At 29.9% G+C, this 17,595-nt stretch carries 17 protein-coding genes; all 17 read left to right on the top strand.

Going from position 1 to position 17,595, the window contains the following annotated elements; translation table 11 throughout:
• The first annotated feature begins 13 nt into the window (after positions 1-13).
• The 17 genes from IRZ99_RS10435 to IRZ99_RS10355 all read left to right on the top strand — a co-directional run bounded on the left by IRZ99_RS10435 (position 14) and on the right by IRZ99_RS10355 (position 17,588).
• The gene (locus IRZ99_RS10435) at positions 14-757 is read left to right on the top strand and encodes a glycosyltransferase family 2 protein (RefSeq protein ID WP_194657228.1); all 744 of its coding nucleotides are present in this window, start codon (positions 14-16) and stop codon (positions 755-757) included.
• Positions 754-1,653 carry an NAD-dependent epimerase/dehydratase family protein gene (locus IRZ99_RS10430; protein ID WP_194657227.1) on the top strand — a complete coding sequence of 300 codons (900 nt, stop codon included), beginning with the start codon at positions 754-756 and terminating at the stop codon, positions 1,651-1,653. Before IRZ99_RS10435 ends, IRZ99_RS10430 begins: the two co-directional genes overlap by 4 nt.
• Positions 1,653-2,618, top strand: coding sequence for a glycosyltransferase family 4 protein (locus tag IRZ99_RS10425; RefSeq protein WP_194657226.1), 966 nt, complete (start codon positions 1,653-1,655; stop codon positions 2,616-2,618). The genes IRZ99_RS10430 and IRZ99_RS10425 overlap by 1 nt, the downstream gene beginning before the upstream one ends.
• Complete coding sequence (locus IRZ99_RS10420; protein ID WP_194657225.1) at positions 2,615-3,040, top strand: WxcM-like domain-containing protein; 426 nt, start codon at positions 2,615-2,617, stop codon at positions 3,038-3,040. Before IRZ99_RS10425 ends, IRZ99_RS10420 begins: the two co-directional genes overlap by 4 nt.
• Entirely contained in the window at positions 3,033-4,172 is a 1,140-nt protein-coding gene (locus IRZ99_RS10415; protein ID WP_194657224.1) for a DegT/DnrJ/EryC1/StrS aminotransferase family protein, read from the top strand. Before IRZ99_RS10420 ends, IRZ99_RS10415 begins: the two co-directional genes overlap by 8 nt.
• A 27-nt stretch (positions 4,173-4,199) precedes the next feature.
• Positions 4,200-4,748 carry a dTDP-4-dehydrorhamnose 3,5-epimerase gene (rfbC, locus tag IRZ99_RS10410; protein WP_194657223.1) on the top strand — a complete coding sequence of 183 codons (549 nt, stop codon included), beginning with the start codon at positions 4,200-4,202 and terminating at the stop codon, positions 4,746-4,748.
• Positions 4,748-5,608 (top strand): dTDP-4-dehydrorhamnose reductase, encoded by an 861-nt coding sequence (rfbD, locus tag IRZ99_RS10405; RefSeq protein WP_194657222.1) that lies wholly within the window; start codon positions 4,748-4,750, stop codon positions 5,606-5,608. Before rfbC ends, rfbD begins: the two co-directional genes overlap by 1 nt.
• A 51-nt stretch (positions 5,609-5,659) precedes the next feature.
• Positions 5,660-6,544, top strand: coding sequence for a glucose-1-phosphate thymidylyltransferase RfbA (gene rfbA, locus IRZ99_RS10400; protein WP_194657221.1), 885 nt, complete (start codon positions 5,660-5,662; stop codon positions 6,542-6,544).
• A gap of 86 nt (positions 6,545-6,630) precedes the next feature.
• Positions 6,631-8,601: a nucleoside-diphosphate sugar epimerase/dehydratase gene (locus IRZ99_RS10395; protein ID WP_194657220.1), complete on the top strand. Its 1,971-nt coding sequence runs from the start codon at positions 6,631-6,633 to the stop codon at positions 8,599-8,601.
• Positions 8,602-8,759: 158 nt separating this feature from the next.
• On the top strand, positions 8,760-9,626 hold the full coding sequence (locus tag IRZ99_RS10390; protein ID WP_194657219.1) for an ABC transporter permease: 867 nt from the start codon (positions 8,760-8,762) through the stop codon (positions 9,624-9,626).
• 44 nt (positions 9,627-9,670) lie between these two features.
• The gene (locus IRZ99_RS10385) at positions 9,671-10,939 is read left to right on the top strand and encodes an ABC transporter ATP-binding protein (RefSeq protein WP_194657218.1); all 1,269 of its coding nucleotides are present in this window, start codon (positions 9,671-9,673) and stop codon (positions 10,937-10,939) included.
• A gap of 9 nt (positions 10,940-10,948) precedes the next feature.
• Positions 10,949-11,671, top strand: a complete 723-nt coding sequence (locus IRZ99_RS10380; RefSeq protein WP_194657217.1) for a hypothetical protein — start codon at positions 10,949-10,951, stop codon at positions 11,669-11,671.
• Complete coding sequence (locus IRZ99_RS10375; protein ID WP_194657216.1) at positions 11,671-13,377, top strand: FkbM family methyltransferase; 1,707 nt, start codon at positions 11,671-11,673, stop codon at positions 13,375-13,377. Before IRZ99_RS10380 ends, IRZ99_RS10375 begins: the two co-directional genes overlap by 1 nt.
• Entirely contained in the window at positions 13,374-14,654 is a 1,281-nt protein-coding gene (locus IRZ99_RS10370; protein WP_194657215.1) for a glycosyltransferase, read from the top strand. Before IRZ99_RS10375 ends, IRZ99_RS10370 begins: the two co-directional genes overlap by 4 nt.
• A gap of 27 nt (positions 14,655-14,681) precedes the next feature.
• Positions 14,682-15,461, top strand: coding sequence for a glycosyltransferase family 2 protein (locus IRZ99_RS10365; protein WP_194657214.1), 780 nt, complete (start codon positions 14,682-14,684; stop codon positions 15,459-15,461).
• 124 nt (positions 15,462-15,585) lie between these two features.
• A complete protein-coding gene (locus IRZ99_RS10360; RefSeq protein ID WP_194657213.1) occupies positions 15,586-16,464 on the top strand; it encodes a glycosyltransferase family A protein in 879 nt (292 codons plus the stop codon).
• Positions 16,465-16,565: 101 nt separating this feature from the next.
• A complete protein-coding gene (locus IRZ99_RS10355; protein WP_194657212.1) occupies positions 16,566-17,588 on the top strand; it encodes a glycosyltransferase in 1,023 nt (340 codons plus the stop codon).
• Positions 17,589-17,595: the final 7 nt, after the last annotated feature.

Genomic DNA, 17,595 nt, shown 5'->3' with positions numbered 1-17,595 from the left:
TACTCACAGAATAATGAAAATCTCAATAATAACTGTTTGTTATAACAGCGCCGCAACACTTGAAAAAACTATTTTTTCTGTTGCCAATCAAAAATACGATAACATCGAATATATAATTGTCGACGGTAATTCAAAAGACAAGACAATAGAGATAATCAAAAAACATAAAGATAAAGTTACCAAATGGATTTCTGAACCAGATAAAGGACTTTATGATGCGATGAATAAAGGTATTCAGATGGCTACGGGCGATTTAATAGGGATACTAAACTCGGATGATACATTTTATTCTGATTTGGTTCTTAAGGAAATTGCAGATTTTCATGCCAAAAATAATGTTGATGCGTCAGTTGGAAATATTGTTCAGCATAATGCAAATGGCAAAATAATTAGACTTTATTCTGCTAAACGTTGGATGCCGGAAAAATTAAAAATTGGTTTCATGCCGCCACATCCCGCTATTTTTTTTAAAAAAGAGTTATTTGAAAAATTTGGAAATTATGAACTCACTTTTAAAATTGGTGCTGATTATGAATTGATCACAAGATTCTTTTTGAAACATAAAATAACTTGGGCATATTCAGGAATAATAACTACAGCAATGCTGGTTGGAGGACTTAGCAGCTCAGGAAGTTCATCGTATAAATTAATTACCAAAGAAATTCAAAGAGCCTTAATAATGAATCAAATTTCTTTTTCAAAGTATAAGATACAATTTAGATTCATCTGGAAAATTATTGGATTTATTAAAAAATGAAAATACTAATTACTGGTTCTACTGGTTTTGTCGGTCAAAATCTCTCGAAATATCTATTAGCGGAAAATTTTTTAATTGACCCTATTTTCTTGCGTAACTCAAATTGGAATAATAATTCTAATGCAGAAGCAATTATTCATTTAGCAGGAAAAGCACATGATACAAAAAATACTTCTGATGATTCAGAATATTTTAGAGTCAATACCGAATTAACAAAAGAATTATTTGATTTTTTTTTAGAAAGTGAAGTCCGTGATTTTATATATTTTAGCAGCGTAAAAGCTGTTGCAGATGAGGTTTCTGATGTTTTGTTTGAAGATATACAGGCATATCCAAAAACTCCATACGGGCAATCAAAATTACAAGCAGAAGAATATATTTTATCGCAAAAACTCCATAAAGATAAAAGAGTTTTTATTATTAGACCTTGTATGATTCATGGTCCCGGTAATAAAGGAAATCTGAATTTATTATATAATGTGGTTCAAAAAGGAATGCCTTACCCGTTGGCAGCTTTTCATAATGAAAGATCTTTTCTGGGTATTGATAATCTAAACTTCTTGATTAAGGAAATTCTCGAGAATAAAGAAATTCCTTCCGGAGTATATAATTTTTCTGATGATGAAGTTTTATCAACTAACGAATTAATTCAACTTATATCATCGGTTTCAAATAAAAAAAACTTGTCTCTGGCAATTCCGCAAAGTGTTATAAAAAATATAGCCAAAATTGGAGATTTGATACGATTTCCATTAAATTCAGAAACTATTAAAAAAATGACTGAAAATTATAGAGTATCTAATTCTAAAATAAAATCAGTTCTTGGAATAGAAAAATTGCCTTTTACAGCGCAGCAAGGATTAGAAAAAACAATAAAAAGCTTCATAAATAAATAATGGAATACACAATACTAGGCTTACTATTGATGATTTTAATGCTTCTTTATTTTAAAGTAGCCGATCGTTATAATATCATTGATAAACCTAACCTTCGTAGTTCGCATACAGAAATTACCTTAAGAGGAGGCGGAATAATTTTTTGGTTTTCAGCTTTGCTTTATTTTGTACAGCATTTTAAGAATAACTATTTTTTCTTTACCGGAATCACCTTAGTTAGTCTTGTGAGTTTTTGGGATGATATTCAAAGTTTATCAAATAAAATCAGAATTTCAATTCACTTCCTGGCGATTACATTGATTTTTTATGATTTAGAACTATTTGATTTGGTTCCGATATGGGGAGTTATAATTGCTTATGTTTTGGCAATTGGATTAATTAATGCATATAATTTCATGGATGGTATTAATGGCATTACGGGGCTCTATACTTTAGTTGTTATGGGCGCTTTGTTATGGGTTAATACTTATTTACAATTATTTACTGACGGACTTTTTATTAAATACGGAATGATTGCAAGCATTGTTTTCTTATTCTTTAATTATAGAAAAAGAGCAAAATGTTTTGCAGGTGATGTAGGGAGTATTGCAATCGCATTTTGGATTATTTACCTCGTTTTAAAGCTTATCTTAATTACAAATTCGCTTATTTGGTTGTTATTTTTATCCATTTACGGTGTAGATGCTGTATCCACAATACTACATCGATTGTATTTAAGACAAAATATTTTTGAAGCTCACAGATTGCATTTTTATCAAGTATTGAGTAATGAATTCAAAATACAACATAGATTAGTTTCATTATTTTATGCATTGATACAAGTAGGAGTTTCGATTTTAGTAATTGCTCTCTATCAAAAAGTGAATGATGTACTATTATTTGCAATAGTAGTTATTCCTTTGCTCTTTGTGTATTCGATAAAGTTTTCTTTGTTAAGAAAGAATAAGTTAAAATTGAATTCATGAATCCAAAAATAGTTAAGGGAGGTAGCTTTTCAGATCATCGCGGAACAATTTCATATGTAAATGATTTTAGTTTTAAGGACATTGAGAGGTTCTATATTATTAGTAATTCTGATGAGAGTCCGATTCGTGCCTGGCAAGGTCATAAATTAGATGCTAAAAATTTTTATTGCTTAAGTGGATCTTTTAAAATTCACTTTGTGAAAATTGATAATTGGGAAAACCCTGCAAAGAATTTGGAGATTGAAACAATTCTTGTGTCAGAATTTGACAGCAAAATAGTATACATTCCTGCGGGTTATGCCAATGCTATTGAAGCCATAGAAAGAAATTCAAAATTAATATCATTTTCAACTTTACCCTTAACAAGTGTGAAAGAAGATGATGTTCGTTATCCCTTAGATTATTGGCTCATAAATGGATAGTTCAAGAATATTTTTAGCAGTAGCACAACCAAGTGGATTTGAACAAGAATATATTCAGAAAGCAATTGATGCGAATTGGATTACTTCTGGAGGACCAAATGTTGATAGTTTTGAAATTAGACTCCAAAAATATTTAAGCGAAGAAACATTTGCTACGGCATTAAATTCAGGAACATCTGCAATTCATTTAGCCTTAATTTTGCTTGGAGTAAAAAAGGATGATGAAGTTATTTGTCAAACAATGACATTTTCAGCATCAGCAAATCCAATTCTTTATCAAGGAGCTATTCCTATTTTTGTTGACAGCGAATTAGAAACCTGGAATATTTGCCCTGAAAATTTGGAAATCGCGATAAGAGACAGAATAAAAAAAGGCCGAAAACCCAAAGCAATAATTGCGGTCCATTTATATGGCACACCTTATAAAGTTGATCAAATTCATGCAATTGCAGCCAAGTATGAAATTCCAATTATAGAAGATAGTGCAGAAGCTTTAGGAAGTTACTACAAGGGAAGAAAATGCGGAACTTTTGGAACTTTTGGAATTTTGTCATTTAATGGAAATAAAATTATTACTACTTCAAGTGGAGGGGCATTAATTTCAAAATCTAAAGAGATAAAAGAAAAAGCTATTTTTTATGCTACGCAGTCAAAAGACGAGGCAGTACATTATCAGCATAGTGAAATTGGTTATAATTACAGAATGAGTAATATTTGTGCAGGTGTTGGTATTGGGCAAATGAAAATTTTGGAAGAAAATATCCAAAGAAAACTAGAAAATCATCATTTTTACAAGGATCTTTTTAAAGCCATAGATTTTGTTGAACTTTTTGAAGTGAAAGAAGAAAACTATTTTTCAAATTACTGGTTAAACACCATTTTAATTAAACAAGATAGGGATAATATGAAAAATAGAGAAACCTTAAGATTGGCTCTTGAAGCAGAAAATATTGAAAGTCGGCCCCTTTGGAAACCAATGCATTTACAGCCAATTTTTGAAAAATATCCTTATTATGGTAATAAAGTTGCCGAAGAATTATTCGAAAAAGGATTATGTTTGCCATCGGGAGTAAATTTAACAAATAAGGAAAAAAATAGAATTAAAGGAGTAATCAATACTTTTTTTAAATAACATATAAAATTTCAGGAATACTGTAGGATGAAAATTGAAAAAACATATATAAAAGATCTAGTTATTGTTGAACCAACTGTCTTTGGAGATGAGAGAGGTTATTTTTTTGAATCTTATAGTAAAACTAAATTTGAAGATTTAGGAATAAAAATAGATTTTGTTCAGGATAATCAATCATTTTCTAATAAAGGAACTTTAAGAGGACTACATTATCAAAACCCACCATTTGCCCAAACAAAACTAATTCGTGTTTTAGATGGTGAAATTATTGATGTAGCTGTAGATTTAAGAAAAGATTCGCCTACTTATGGTAAATCCTTTAGTGTTTTATTATCTTCAGAAAACAAAAAGCAGCTTTTGGTGCCACAAGGTTTTGCACACGGTTTTTCAGTTTTAAGTGAGACTGCGTCGGTTTTGTATAAGTGTGATCAATTTTATAATAGGGATTTTGAAGGTGGAATTAAGTATGATGATCCATCATTGAATATTGATTGGGGAATAAGTTTAGAAAAAGCCATAGTTTCTGAAAAAGACAAAGTCCTTCCCTTTATTGAAAATTGTAATAGTTTATTTTAATGAAAAAAATTCTAGTAACTGGAGGTAATGGACAATTAGGGTCTGAATTAGCTGTTTTGTCGTTAGAATATCCACAATATAATTGGGTTTTTGCTGATAGAAATAAAGTCACTTTGGATGATCTAGATAAGCTTTCAATTCAACTAGACGAAATAAATCCCGATGTAATTTTAAATTGTGCTGCTTATACAGCAGTTGATAGAGCAGAAATAGAAAAAGAATTGGCTTTTACGGTTAATCATTTGGCTGTAGAATTAATCGCAAAATATGCAGAAAAGAAAAATATAAAATTAATTCAAATTTCTACGGATTATGTTTTTGAAGGATCTTCTTCAGTTGCTTTAAGAGAAGATGCAGAAACAAATCCTATAAACATATATGGAGAAAGCAAAAGAGCAGGTGAAGTAGCATGTTTAAAGGAAAATCCAAATTCTATTATTGTAAGAACATCTTGGGTTTACAGTAAATTTGGAAATAATTTTGTTAAAACAATGCAGCGTTTAATGGAGGAAAGGGACACAATTAACGTAGTTAATGATCAAGTAGGTTCACCAACTTATGCCGCAGACTTAGCAAATGCTATGATGATAATTTTGGAATACAAAAATTGGATTCCAGGGATTTATAATTATTCAAATGAAGGAGAAATAAGCTGGTACGAATTTGCATTGGCTATAAAAGAATTAGGAAGTTATAGATGTGAAGTCAACGGCATTCTATCATTTGCTTATCCTACTCCCGCAAAACGTCCTAAGTTTTCATTATTAGATAAAAAAAAAATTAAAGAAACTTATAATTTAGTCGTGCCAGATTATAAAGAGAGTTTAAGGAAAATGTTAAAAAAAACGGTTGAAGATTAGATTATAAAGACTCAAAAAAAATCTATATTTTTCAATCTAAAATCAGAATATATGAAAGGAATTATTTTAGCAGGAGGTTCTGGAACACGATTACATCCTTTGACACTTGCCATGAGCAAGCAAATGATGCCGGTTTATGATAAACCAATGATTTATTACCCATTGTCAACATTGATGATGTCTGGAATCAATGAAATATTAATAATTTCAACACCTCATGATTTGCCCAATTTTAAGAAATTATTAGGTGATGGATCCAGTTTAGGATGTAAATTCAGTTATGCTGAGCAAGCGATTCCAAATGGATTGGCGCAAGCTTTTGTAATTGGAGAAGAGTTTATTGGTTCAGATGACGTAGCTTTGATTCTAGGGGATAATATATTTTTTGGATCAAATATGCAGGAACTGCTGAAATCGAATACAAAGCCAAATGGTGGGGTTGTTTTTGCGTATCATGTTTCTGATCCCGAACGATATGGAGTTGTAGAATTTGATGAAAATTTTAAAGCGATCTCTATTGAAGAAAAGCCACAAGAACCAAAATCTAGTTACGCAGTTCCTGGACTTTATTTTTACGATAACTCTGTAGTTGAAATTGCTAAGAATATTAAGCCCAGTGCCCGTGGTGAATATGAAATTACCGATGTAAATAAAGTTTATTTGGAGAAGGAAGCTTTAAAAGTTGGTATTTTGAGCAGAGGCACTGCTTGGTTGGATACAGGTACATTTAACAGCTTAATGCAGGCTGGACAATTTGTTCAGGTTTTGGAAGAAAGACAAGGATTAAAAGTGGGCTGTATTGAGGAGGTTGCATGGAGGCAAAGTTTTATAAATGATCAGCAATTAGAAGAATTAGCTTTACCATTAGTGAAATCAGGTTATGGAGCATATTTAATTGAATTTTTAAAGCAAAAGAAAAAAGGTACTAAAATTTAAATTACAAGATAATATAGTTATATTTAAAGCCATTAATTTGTATTTTTGTAATACATACAAGATTTACAAAATCAAATCTAATCAAATTGAATACAGATAAGCAGACCAAAATAGCCGATTTATTGCATAATTCATTCTCTCCAAGGAATTTAAGAGCTCAGATTAATAATCTGAGTTATTTGCCTCGGTGGATTATTATTGGAATTGATGTACTAGTGCTGGCTTTTTCCTTTACATTCACTTATATGCTGTTTGAAGGAACTGCGTTAGGTTATATTATTACTTCGTATGATTTTTATTTCGTAGGAAGCCTTATTACGGTAAATGTCTTTTTCTTTTGGTTATTTAGAACCTATTCCGGAATTATAAGACACTCCTCGTACATAGATGCTATAAAACTTCTGTTTTCTCAAATGTCGGTTTTAGTGTTTTTTTTATTTTTCAATTTAGTTTTTGAATTATACACAGGACATAAAGCATTTTTAAATACGGCTCTTTTCATTAACCTGGTTTTATCTTTTTGTGGATTGTTTTTATATCGCGTAATTGTAAAACAAACTTTTGAATTGTATTTTTCAGAGAAGACAAATTCTAAATTGATCAGAACCGTAATTTACGGAACAGATGCAAATGCAATTTCGGTTGCAAATGCTTTAAAATTTGAAACGCCTTCCAGATTTAAGATTGTTGGTTTTGTAGATAAAAACAATCAAAATGCATCTAAGCGAATGTTAGATTTGCCTATTTTGATTTTAAGGAAGAAATTACCTGCCTTAATGCGCTCTGTTGCTGCTGAAGGAGTAATTATAGCAGATAAAAGTTTATCTAAAGAAGAACAATTAATTATAGTTGATCAATGTTTAGAATTTAATTACAGAGTTTATACAGTTCCATTGATTTCGGATTGGGAAAATCAGAAAGAGATTTCCCAAAAAGTAAAAAATATTCAAATTGAGGATTTATTAGAAAGAAAACCTATTGTTTTGGATAGCAAATTAATTTCTAAACAATTAAAAGATAAAACAATCCTTATTACAGGTGCTGCAGGATCTATTGGGAGCGAGATTGTTAGGCAAGTTCTTGGTTTCAACCCGAAAGTGGTAATAATACTTGACCATGCTGAAACACCTCTTCATAATTTGTGTTTGGAGACACTGGCAATGAATTCGCAAACAAAAATTGCTGCTGTAATTGCTGATGTGAAAAGTAAAAAAGCTCTGGAAAAAGTCTTTAAAAATTATAATCCTCATGTTGTTTTTCATGCGGCGGCATACAAACATGTTCCTCTGATGGAAGAAAATCCGTCGCAGGCAATTCTAACAAATATTAAGGGAACTAAAAATTTGGCTGACCTATCTTGTAAATATCGTGTTAGAAAATTTGTTATGGTTTCAACAGACAAGGCTGTTAACCCAAGCAATGTAATGGGCGCGAGTAAACGCATAGCAGAAAAATATGTACAGTCTTTATTCTTGAAGAATCAAAAAGAGAATCTTGACGGAGGTGTAACAAAGTTTATTACAACACGTTTTGGAAATGTTTTGGGATCTAATGGATCTGTTGTTCCATTATTTACGAAACAAATTGCCGAGGGTGGTCCGGTGACCATAACTCATCAGGATATTATCCGATATTTTATGACTATTCCTGAAGCTTGTCAGTTGGTTCTAGAAGCTGGCGCTATGGGTAATGGAGGTGAAATTTATATTTTTGACATGGGTAAACCAGTACGAATTATCGATTTGGCAAAAAAAATGATCAAATTGGCAGGGTTTATTCCAGAGAAAGAAATCAAGATAAAAATAGTTGGTTTAAGACCAGGAGAAAAGCTTTACGAAGAATTGTTAAATGATACTTCTAAAACATTACCGACCTATCATAATAAAATAATGATTGCGCAGGAAATTCAGGATGAATATGAAAATCTTCATACCGAGATTGATGAGTTAATAGGTATTGCAGATTTCTATGACAATGACGATATTGTCGCTAAAATGAAAAAAATTGTTCCTGAATTTAAAAGCATGAATTCTGCTTTCGAAGTTTTAGATAAATAAAGGATTATACATAATGTAAATAAATAAAAGGTAAAAGGTGTTTTTTTTAAAACGCCTTTTACCTTTTTTGGGAATTTTTAAACGACTAAAAATCTTGTTAATTCGCCGCTGTATTAAAAATAACAAAACTTACAACTTAATTTGCGAGCAATATAAAAATGAATACTACAGATAATAATAATGAATGGCTTTTTGAAATAACGCCAAAAAATAAATTCTTCACATTAAATCTTAAAGAGGTTTGGCAGTACAGAGATTTATTATTTCTCTTTGTAAAGCGAGATGTAATTACTGTTTACAAGCAAACAGTTTTGGGGCCGCTTTGGTACTTAATTCAACCTTTATTTACTTCTATTACATTTACTATAATCTTTAATAATGTTGCTGGAATTAATACAGGATCAATTCCTCCCTTTTTGTTTAATCTGGCAGGTATTATGGTTTGGAATTATTTTACATCCTGCCTCAATGGAACTTCAGATACGTTTAAATCTAATGCAGGAATATTTGGAAAAGTTTACTTTCCACGATTTATTACACCACTTTCTGTTGTCATTTCTAATTTAATCAAGTTTGGAATTCAATTTTTAATTTTTGTTATCTTTTATATTATCTATTATTTTAAGGGTGCCAATTTAAATTTAAATAGCATGGTTTTGTTTTTTCCCTTTTTAGTTATTATCATGGGGATATTGGGATTAGGCTTAGGTATGATCATTTCCTCTATGGTGACAAAGTATCGTGATTTCAGTTATTTAGTTGGTTTTGGGATACAATTGCTCATGTATTTATCTGCAGTTATGTATCCAATGGAGTTAATTAAAGAAAAATTGCCTAAATATGGTTGGATTGTGGAATACAATCCGTTGGCTTATGTTATTGAGACTGCTCGTTATATGCTTTTAGGTGTAGGCGAAATTTCGATTTTAGGATTATGTTATACAGTAGGCGTGACAATAGCCGCTTTTTTTATAGGACTTTTGATTTTTAACAAAACAGAAAAAAGCTTTATAGATACCGTTTAGATCATTTTTTTTTATTAGATAAATTTACAACCTACAATTCACAATTGGAAAAAGATATTATTTTAAAGGCCGAAAATATTTCTAAACAATATCGTTTAGGTCAAGTTGGTACAGGCACATTGAGTCATGATTTTAATAAGTGGTGGCACGCAATACGTGGAAAAGAAAACCCATATTTAAAAATTGGCGATACTAATGATCGTTCTACAAAAGGAACTTCAGATTATGTATGGGCTTTGCAGGATATCAATTTTGAAGTAGAGCGTGGTGAAGTTTTAGGTATAATAGGAAAAAATGGTGCAGGAAAATCAACACTGCTTAAGATACTCTCAAAAGTAACAGCGCCCACTACTGGTAGTATTAAGTGTCGTGGTCGTATTGCTTCGCTTCTTGAAGTAGGAACAGGTTTTCATGGCGAAATGACAGGACGTGAAAATGTCTACTTAAATGGAGCAATTTTGGGTATGACCAAAAAAGAAATCACTTCAAAAATTAATGATATTATTGAGTTTTCTGGCTGTGAGCGATATATTGATACACCGGTAAAAAGATATAGTTCTGGAATGACGGTCCGGTTAGCATTTGCTGTAGCTGCTTTTCTGGAACCTGAAATTTTGGTCATTGATGAGGTACTAGCTGTAGGCGATGCTGAATTTCAAAAGAAAGCAATAGGTAAAATGCAGGATATTTCCAGACAAGGCGGAAGGACAGTTTTATTTGTTAGTCATAATATGGCGGCAATTGAAAATTTATGTACGAGATGTGTTTTATTGGAACGTGGAATGATTGTAACGACTGGTTTAACTAGTGATGTTATCTCATATTATTTGGCCAATCAAAATACGGTAAGAACTAAATTATCTGAAATAACAGAAAGAAATGGAAATGGAATTTTATTTTTTAATAGCGGAAGAATAATAGGCAGTAATTCAGATCAAATTGATAATATTGAGACATTTTCAGATGTTCAAATACAACTAAATTATTCTATAGACTTAAGTAAGGTAATTCTTAATAGTCGTATTGATGTTGGTATAAATAATTATTTAGGAGACAGAGTTGCTTGGGTTTCGTCAAATAATATTGTTCATGATTTTGATGTAACTAAGGGGGAAATAATTTTTAAAATTACGAACTTACCATTAGCCCCAGGTGAGTACACTTGTAATATTTTTGCTGAAATTAATAATGAAATTTCTGACTGGCTCTCTTCTGTGATGCCTTTTACAGTAATAGAAAAAGATTATTATGGAACTGGTAAATTGATTCCTGCAAATCAAGGTTCAATTTTGCTTAATTATGAAATTAATTAAAATTATATTATGATTTCGAAAATAAAAAAGATAATTAGTGAAAACGCGAATAGACAACATGAACAAATTCGTCTATCTAAAGAGTTGGAATGGGCTCATGTATACCATGATAGTATAAGAGGGAAAAAATGGTTAGAAGAACTTCCTTTAAATGTTGGGAGATGGGCTGGAAATTATTCTTTTTTTTATGTTTTGAATAGAATTTTATCTGATTATAAGCCGAAAACAATATTAGATCTGGGGTTAGGTGAATCAAGCAAATTTATTTCTTCTTTTTTAGACAACTATCTTTTAGATTCTACACACACAATTGTAGAGCAAGATAAAAATTGGATTAAAGAATTTCAAAACAGGTTTTCTTTAGTAAATAGGTCAAATGTTATTTTTTGTCCAATTAAGGAAATTGAAATAAAGGGACAAAAAAGTAATTCGTATGATGGTTTTAGTGAAAAAGTAAAAGGACAGTTTGATTTGTATATCGTTGATGGCCCTTTTGGTAGCCCTAAATATTCAAGATATGATATCATAGCAAAGATTGAAGAATTTGATTCGGATCAAGAATTTATTATTTTGTTTGATGATACAAATAGAAGAGGTGAAAAAGACACTGTGGAAGATATATTAACTGTTTTAAGAGATAAAAAAATCGAGATTTTTACAAAAAACTATATTGGTCATAAAACTAATACCGTTATAGCTACGAAAAAATATCAATTTGCAACTTCTTTATAATGACATTAGCTCCCATTATTCTATTTGCTTTTAATCGACCTTGGCACACACAGCAAGTTCTTGATGCACTTGCCAGAAATCAAGAAGCAAAAGACAGTATTATATATATATATTGTGATGGAGCAAAAAAAAACGAATCAAATGATAGTTTGTTAAAAATTAAAGAGGTGCAAGCCTTAATAAAAGCTGAGAACAGATTTAAAAAAGTTATCGTTAAAATTCAGGAAAAAAATAAAGGCCTTGCTAATTCTATTATAGATGGTGTAACTGAAATAATAGATATCCATAAAAAGGTTATTGTTTTGGAAGATGATATTTTTGTTGGTGTTTTTTTTCTAAAGTTTATGAATAAAGCTTTAGAAATTTATGAAAATGCAAACAATGTTTACGGAGTTACCGGTTACTGTTTTCCAAGTTCAAAAAAAATACCCGAACAAACATATTTTTTACCGATAATGAGTTCTTGGGGTTATGGAACCTGGGCTGATAAGTGGAATAAAATTAATTTTAATGGACAAGAACTATTAGATATTGTTCAAAAAAACAAAATTGAAGATAAATTAGATTTTGGAAATTTACATTACCTGCAGATGCTTAAGGATCAGGTCGAAGGTAAAAATGATTCTTGGGCAGTAAGATTTTATGTTTCAATGTTATTAGAAAAAGGTGTATTTCTGTTTCCAAATATTGCCTTGTTGAAAAATATTGGTTTTGATGGAACAGGAGTTCATTGCAGTCAAGATTTAGAAATACAAAAAATATATTTCGATGATAAAAAAGATATCGATTTAACTAAAAAGAACGTGACTTTAAAAACTGAAATAATAAAAGCAGTAAAAAAGGGCCCTATCAAAACAAATAGAGGCTTAAGAATTCAATATAAAAAAATTATAAAAAAAATAGTCGCTCCAGAATTAATTCAATTAATAAGTAGAAAATTAAATCTTAAGGAAAAAAGAAATTCTAAAAGAAACTTTCTCGAATTTCCTAGATATACAAAAACTACTGTAGACTTAAAAGGACATCAAATTACAATTCCTGATGGAGCCTCATTTCATTTTATGAAGAAGGAGATTTTTATAGAAGAAATATATAAATTCAAGACATTAAACCCTGAACCTTATATTATAGATGGTGGTGCAAATATTGGTCTTGCAACTATCTATCTGAAATTATTATACCCATCTTCAAAATTAATTGCGTTTGAACCAGATGCTAATATTTTTAACATATTAAAGAGTAATGTAGAATCTTTTAATTTCAATAATATTGAACTTGTAAAAAAAGGATTATGGAATGAAAATAAGGAACTTTTTTTTATTTCAGAAGGTGCTGATGCTGGTTTAATTGCAGATATTGACACAACTGGTATTGCAACAGAAACTATTGAGGTGACATCTCTTGTGCCATATCTTAAAAATAAGGTCGATTTTTTAAAACTAGATATTGAAGGTTCTGAAACCGTTGTCCTAAGAGATATAAAAGATTGTTTAGATAATGTAGATAGAATTTTCATAGAATATCATTCATTCGTTGGACAAGATCAAAGTATAAATGAAATTATGGATATTTTGATAAAAGCAGATTACAGGTTGCATATTTCCTCACCAGGCTTAAGTAGTAAATCGCCATTTGTAAATGTTCATGTTTATAATAAGATGGATATGCAACTAAATATCTATGGATTTAAAAAAGATCTAATTTGAAAATATTTATTGTAAATACGTACGATAGAGGCGGTGCAGCTAATTCCTGCAAACGCCTGCACTTAGGATTACTTTCGATTGGAATTAAGTCTAATGTTTTACTCAGATTTAAACAGAACAATTGGATAAAATCATTCAGTTTTGTTCAACCTGCTAAAACACGTAGTTTTTTTGAAAAAATTAGTAATAAGTTAAAGCGAATTCGTAAAGAGCTAAAACTCTATTCAAATAAAGATATTTCAAAAGATAAAGAACTTTTATTTCTGAAGAATAGGAACAAGGGTTTTGAAATGTTCAGCTTTCCAAATTCTCATTTTGACATTATGCAATCTGAGTTTTATAAGGAATCGGATATTGTTAATTTACATTGGGTCGCCAATTTTTTAGACTATCAAAATTTTTTTAAAATTAATAATAAACCTGTAGTTTGGACATTACATGATATGAATCCCTTTAGTGGAGGAGAACATTATGAAGAAAAATATTTAGGGATAGATGAGTTTGGATTTCCTATCAAAAGACAAATTTCAGAAGAGGAAAAAAGAATTGCAAAAGAGAACATTGAAATAAAAAAACAAGCAATTTCTAAAGTCAATAATCTAACAATTGTAGCACCGTGTCAATGGTTGGCAGAAGAGGCAAGGAAAAGTGAGGTTTTTATAAATAATAAAGTAATTTGTATTCCTTATGGTTTGGATTCGGAAGTTTTTTCGCCTCGGGATAAGAAGTTTTCAAGAGAATTATTAAATATTCCGAAAGATAAAAGGGTGATTTTATTTGTTGCAGATTCAATTAATAATAATAGAAAAGGATTTGTATTTCTAAAAAAAGCTTTTGAAAAATTGGCAAATCCAGATCTTGTTTTGTGTGCTATTGGAAATAAAAACAGCGCGCTTGCGTCAATTGATAATATCTACGAGCTTGGGCCTATTTACGATGAAAGGTTAATGAGTATAGCTTATTCAGCAGCAGATGTATTTGTCATTCCATCATTAATGGATAATTTGCCAAATACGGTTCTAGAATCATTGATGTGTGGTACACCTGTAATTGGTTTTTCTGTTGGTGGAATTGTAGATATGATTCAGCATAAAAAAAATGGTTTACTTGTTAAAGAGATTAGTGTTCAGTCATTGCTTGAAACGTTGCAAGAATTTTTAGAATTTGAAAATGTATTTGATTCTAGTGAAATAAGAAAAAATGCCGTAGAGAAATATGATCTTAAAGTTCAAGCTTATGAATACGAGAAACTATTTAATTCAATTTTGCATTCATAAAAAAAATATGCTAAAAGGTTAATTTTAATGAAACTAACAATAATCACTATTAATTATAACAATTTAAACGGACTAAAAAAGACCGTTGAAAGTGTGGTCAATCAAACCTGGCAAGAGTTTGAATATATTGTTATTGATGGTGGTTCCAAAGATGGCAGTGCTGACTACATAGAAAGGCATAGCGATAAAATAGATTATTGGATAAGTGAACCAGATAATGGAATTTATAATGCAATGAATAAAGGTATTGCTAAAGCAAATGGGGAATACTTATTGTTTTTAAACAGTGGGGATCATTTTTACGACAACGCAACACTTTATGAAAACCACCATAAAATCAATAATTTTGATTTAATTTATTTTAATATTTTATATGTCGATCAAAAAGAATCAAAAAATGTTTCTTATCCAGATATATTGGACTTTTCTTTTTTTTATACAGGAACATTATGCCACCAATCTACTATAATTAAAAAGGAACTTTTTGATATAGTAGGCTTATATGACGAAGATTTAAAAATAGTCGCAGATTGGAAATTTTTTATTCTTGCATTATTTAAGTTTAATTGTAGTTATCAAAAAGTAAATAAGACACTTGCAACCTATTACTTGGATGGTTTAAGTTCAGATAATAAGAATGCAATATTGATTTATAAAGAAAGAGAAGCAGTATTAAATTCTAATTTCGCCGGTCATATTAATGATATAAAGCAAATGCTTAAAATAAAAGGAACTCTTTCTAGTCTTAAAAAATCAAAAAAAATACAATTTTTAGTGAAACTTGGTTTCCTAAGGAAATTTGATTAGCGTAGGTCTTACTAACAATATTGTTTTTATAATACTATTCTTAATTTTTTAAAAGCGGTCTTATTAAATTAAATATTATTTCTGTAATTCACAATACTACTTCTTCAAAAAATATATCATAAATATGTGCTTACATAATTTTTTGGTCAGTGTAATTATTACTACATGTAATAGACCTCACTATCTAGAATTGACTTTAAAAAGTGTTTTAGAACAGTCATATCAAAATATTGAGATTATAGTAATTGATGATGATTCGAAAGGAAATCAAAATAATGAGATCTGCTCCGGATATTCTAATGTTTATTATGAAAAAATACCAAAAAGTGGTACGCCTTCTACAGGAAGAAATATTGGTATTAAAAAGGCGAAAGGTGAATTTATTGCCTTTTTAGATGATGATGATCTTTGGATAAAAGATAAAATTAAAATACAAGTTGAGATTTTAAATAATAATCTAGATTTTGGGTTGGTTCATTCTCCGTGCCAGATTATTGATTCTGAGGGAAACTTAAAATCTGAAATCATTGGAAAAAGTAATCATTGGAGAAATAAGCATGGAGATGTTTCCTTATCTATGTTTGGCAATTTTACTTTGATGATGCCAACACCATTAGTAAGAAGAGAAATAATAGAAAAAGTAGGATTTTTTAATGAAAAAATGCTTCCAAACGGGGAAGATGCTGAGTTTTGGACTCGTTGTTCTTTTTTTACAAAATTTTATTATACTGAAAAAGTATTAGCGTATTATAGAATTCATGATTTTAATATTTCTAAGAATAAAAATGGATATATCGATTATCCTCTATATTTAAAAAAAATATTAGTTTCTATGAAAAAATCAAAGCGAATAGATTCGACACAGTATAAGTTACTTTTGCAGAAATGTATAAAAAAGCAAAGTCTTTACCGTAGACAAAATTTTGGAAGAACAATATATAATTTAATGAGTTTAGATTTTTTTTGGTTTACTAAAATTACAAAAACCAAATTTTTTTTTTAATTAAATAGTGCTTTAACAGAATTGTAGCTCCAAATTTCGTCTGTAACTTTGTAGATTTATTTGGTACATTTATTAATAATTGAGAATATGATAAAGATATAATGAGAAAAGGGAAAAATCTTTCGAAAGATATTTTATTACCAGTTTCGAATTCAAATCATCGAATAATAATTCCATTATATATTCCGGCAGAAGATGGCTACTATAAAGATGCTTTTACCATTTTTTCTTATTGCCTGTCGTCACTTCACAAAACTTCATTTTCAAATATAAAAGTATCGGTTATAAGTAATGGTTGCTGTCATTCAGTAAATAACAAACTATTTCAATTTCAGGAAGAACAATTAATAGATGAACTAATAATCGAAAAAGAAAATGTTGGCAAAATAAATAGCATCTTAAAAGCATTGCGTACAGCCGAAGAACGTTTAATTACAATTACAGATGCCGATGTTTTGTTTGATAACAATTGGGAAGAAGAAGTCTTGGCAGTTTTCAAGGCTTTCCCAAAAGCTGGCGCAGTAAGTCCGGTTCCGGTTTTTAGAACGCACTTTCGATTAACAAGCAATATTTGGTTTAACTATTTATTTTCATCAAGATTAAAATTTCGACCGGTAAAAGATCCCGAAAGTATGACATTGTTTGCTAATAGTATTGGATGGCCGTGGCTTGATATTAAATATAAAGATGTTATTGCAACAATAAAAAGCAAGGATGACACAGTAGCAGTATTAGGAAGTTCTCATTTTGTTTGTACTTATAAGAAGGAGGTTTTTTCAAAAATGCCAAAAAATAACAGCATCTACAAATTGGGCGGTGATAGTGAATATTTATATACAGATTTGCCAGTTCTTAAAATGGGTGGATATCGTTTAGCCACCTATGGAAATTATGCTTTTCATTTAGGAAACATATTAGAAGACTGGATGACTGAAAAGCTTGGAACACTGAAGGAGAAAAAAATAAATAAAATTATAAATACACCACTAAAAGTTTTAAAACCAAAGCCATTGTATTGCTTTTTTACTGAAAAGATATTTAGAAAAATTTTCTATAATAGATTTATTAAAAATTGGGTATTACGCTATAAAGGGCTCACTAATGATCAAATAAAAAATTTTTAATAAGTAA

Origin of the sequence: Flavobacterium sp. LC2016-12 (assembly GCF_015351595.1) — a bacterium.
Lineage (GTDB): Bacteria > Bacteroidota > Bacteroidia > Flavobacteriales > Flavobacteriaceae > Flavobacterium.
Note: the sequence above shows the minus strand (reverse complement) of the source record. Positions and strands in the feature narration are given on the sequence as shown.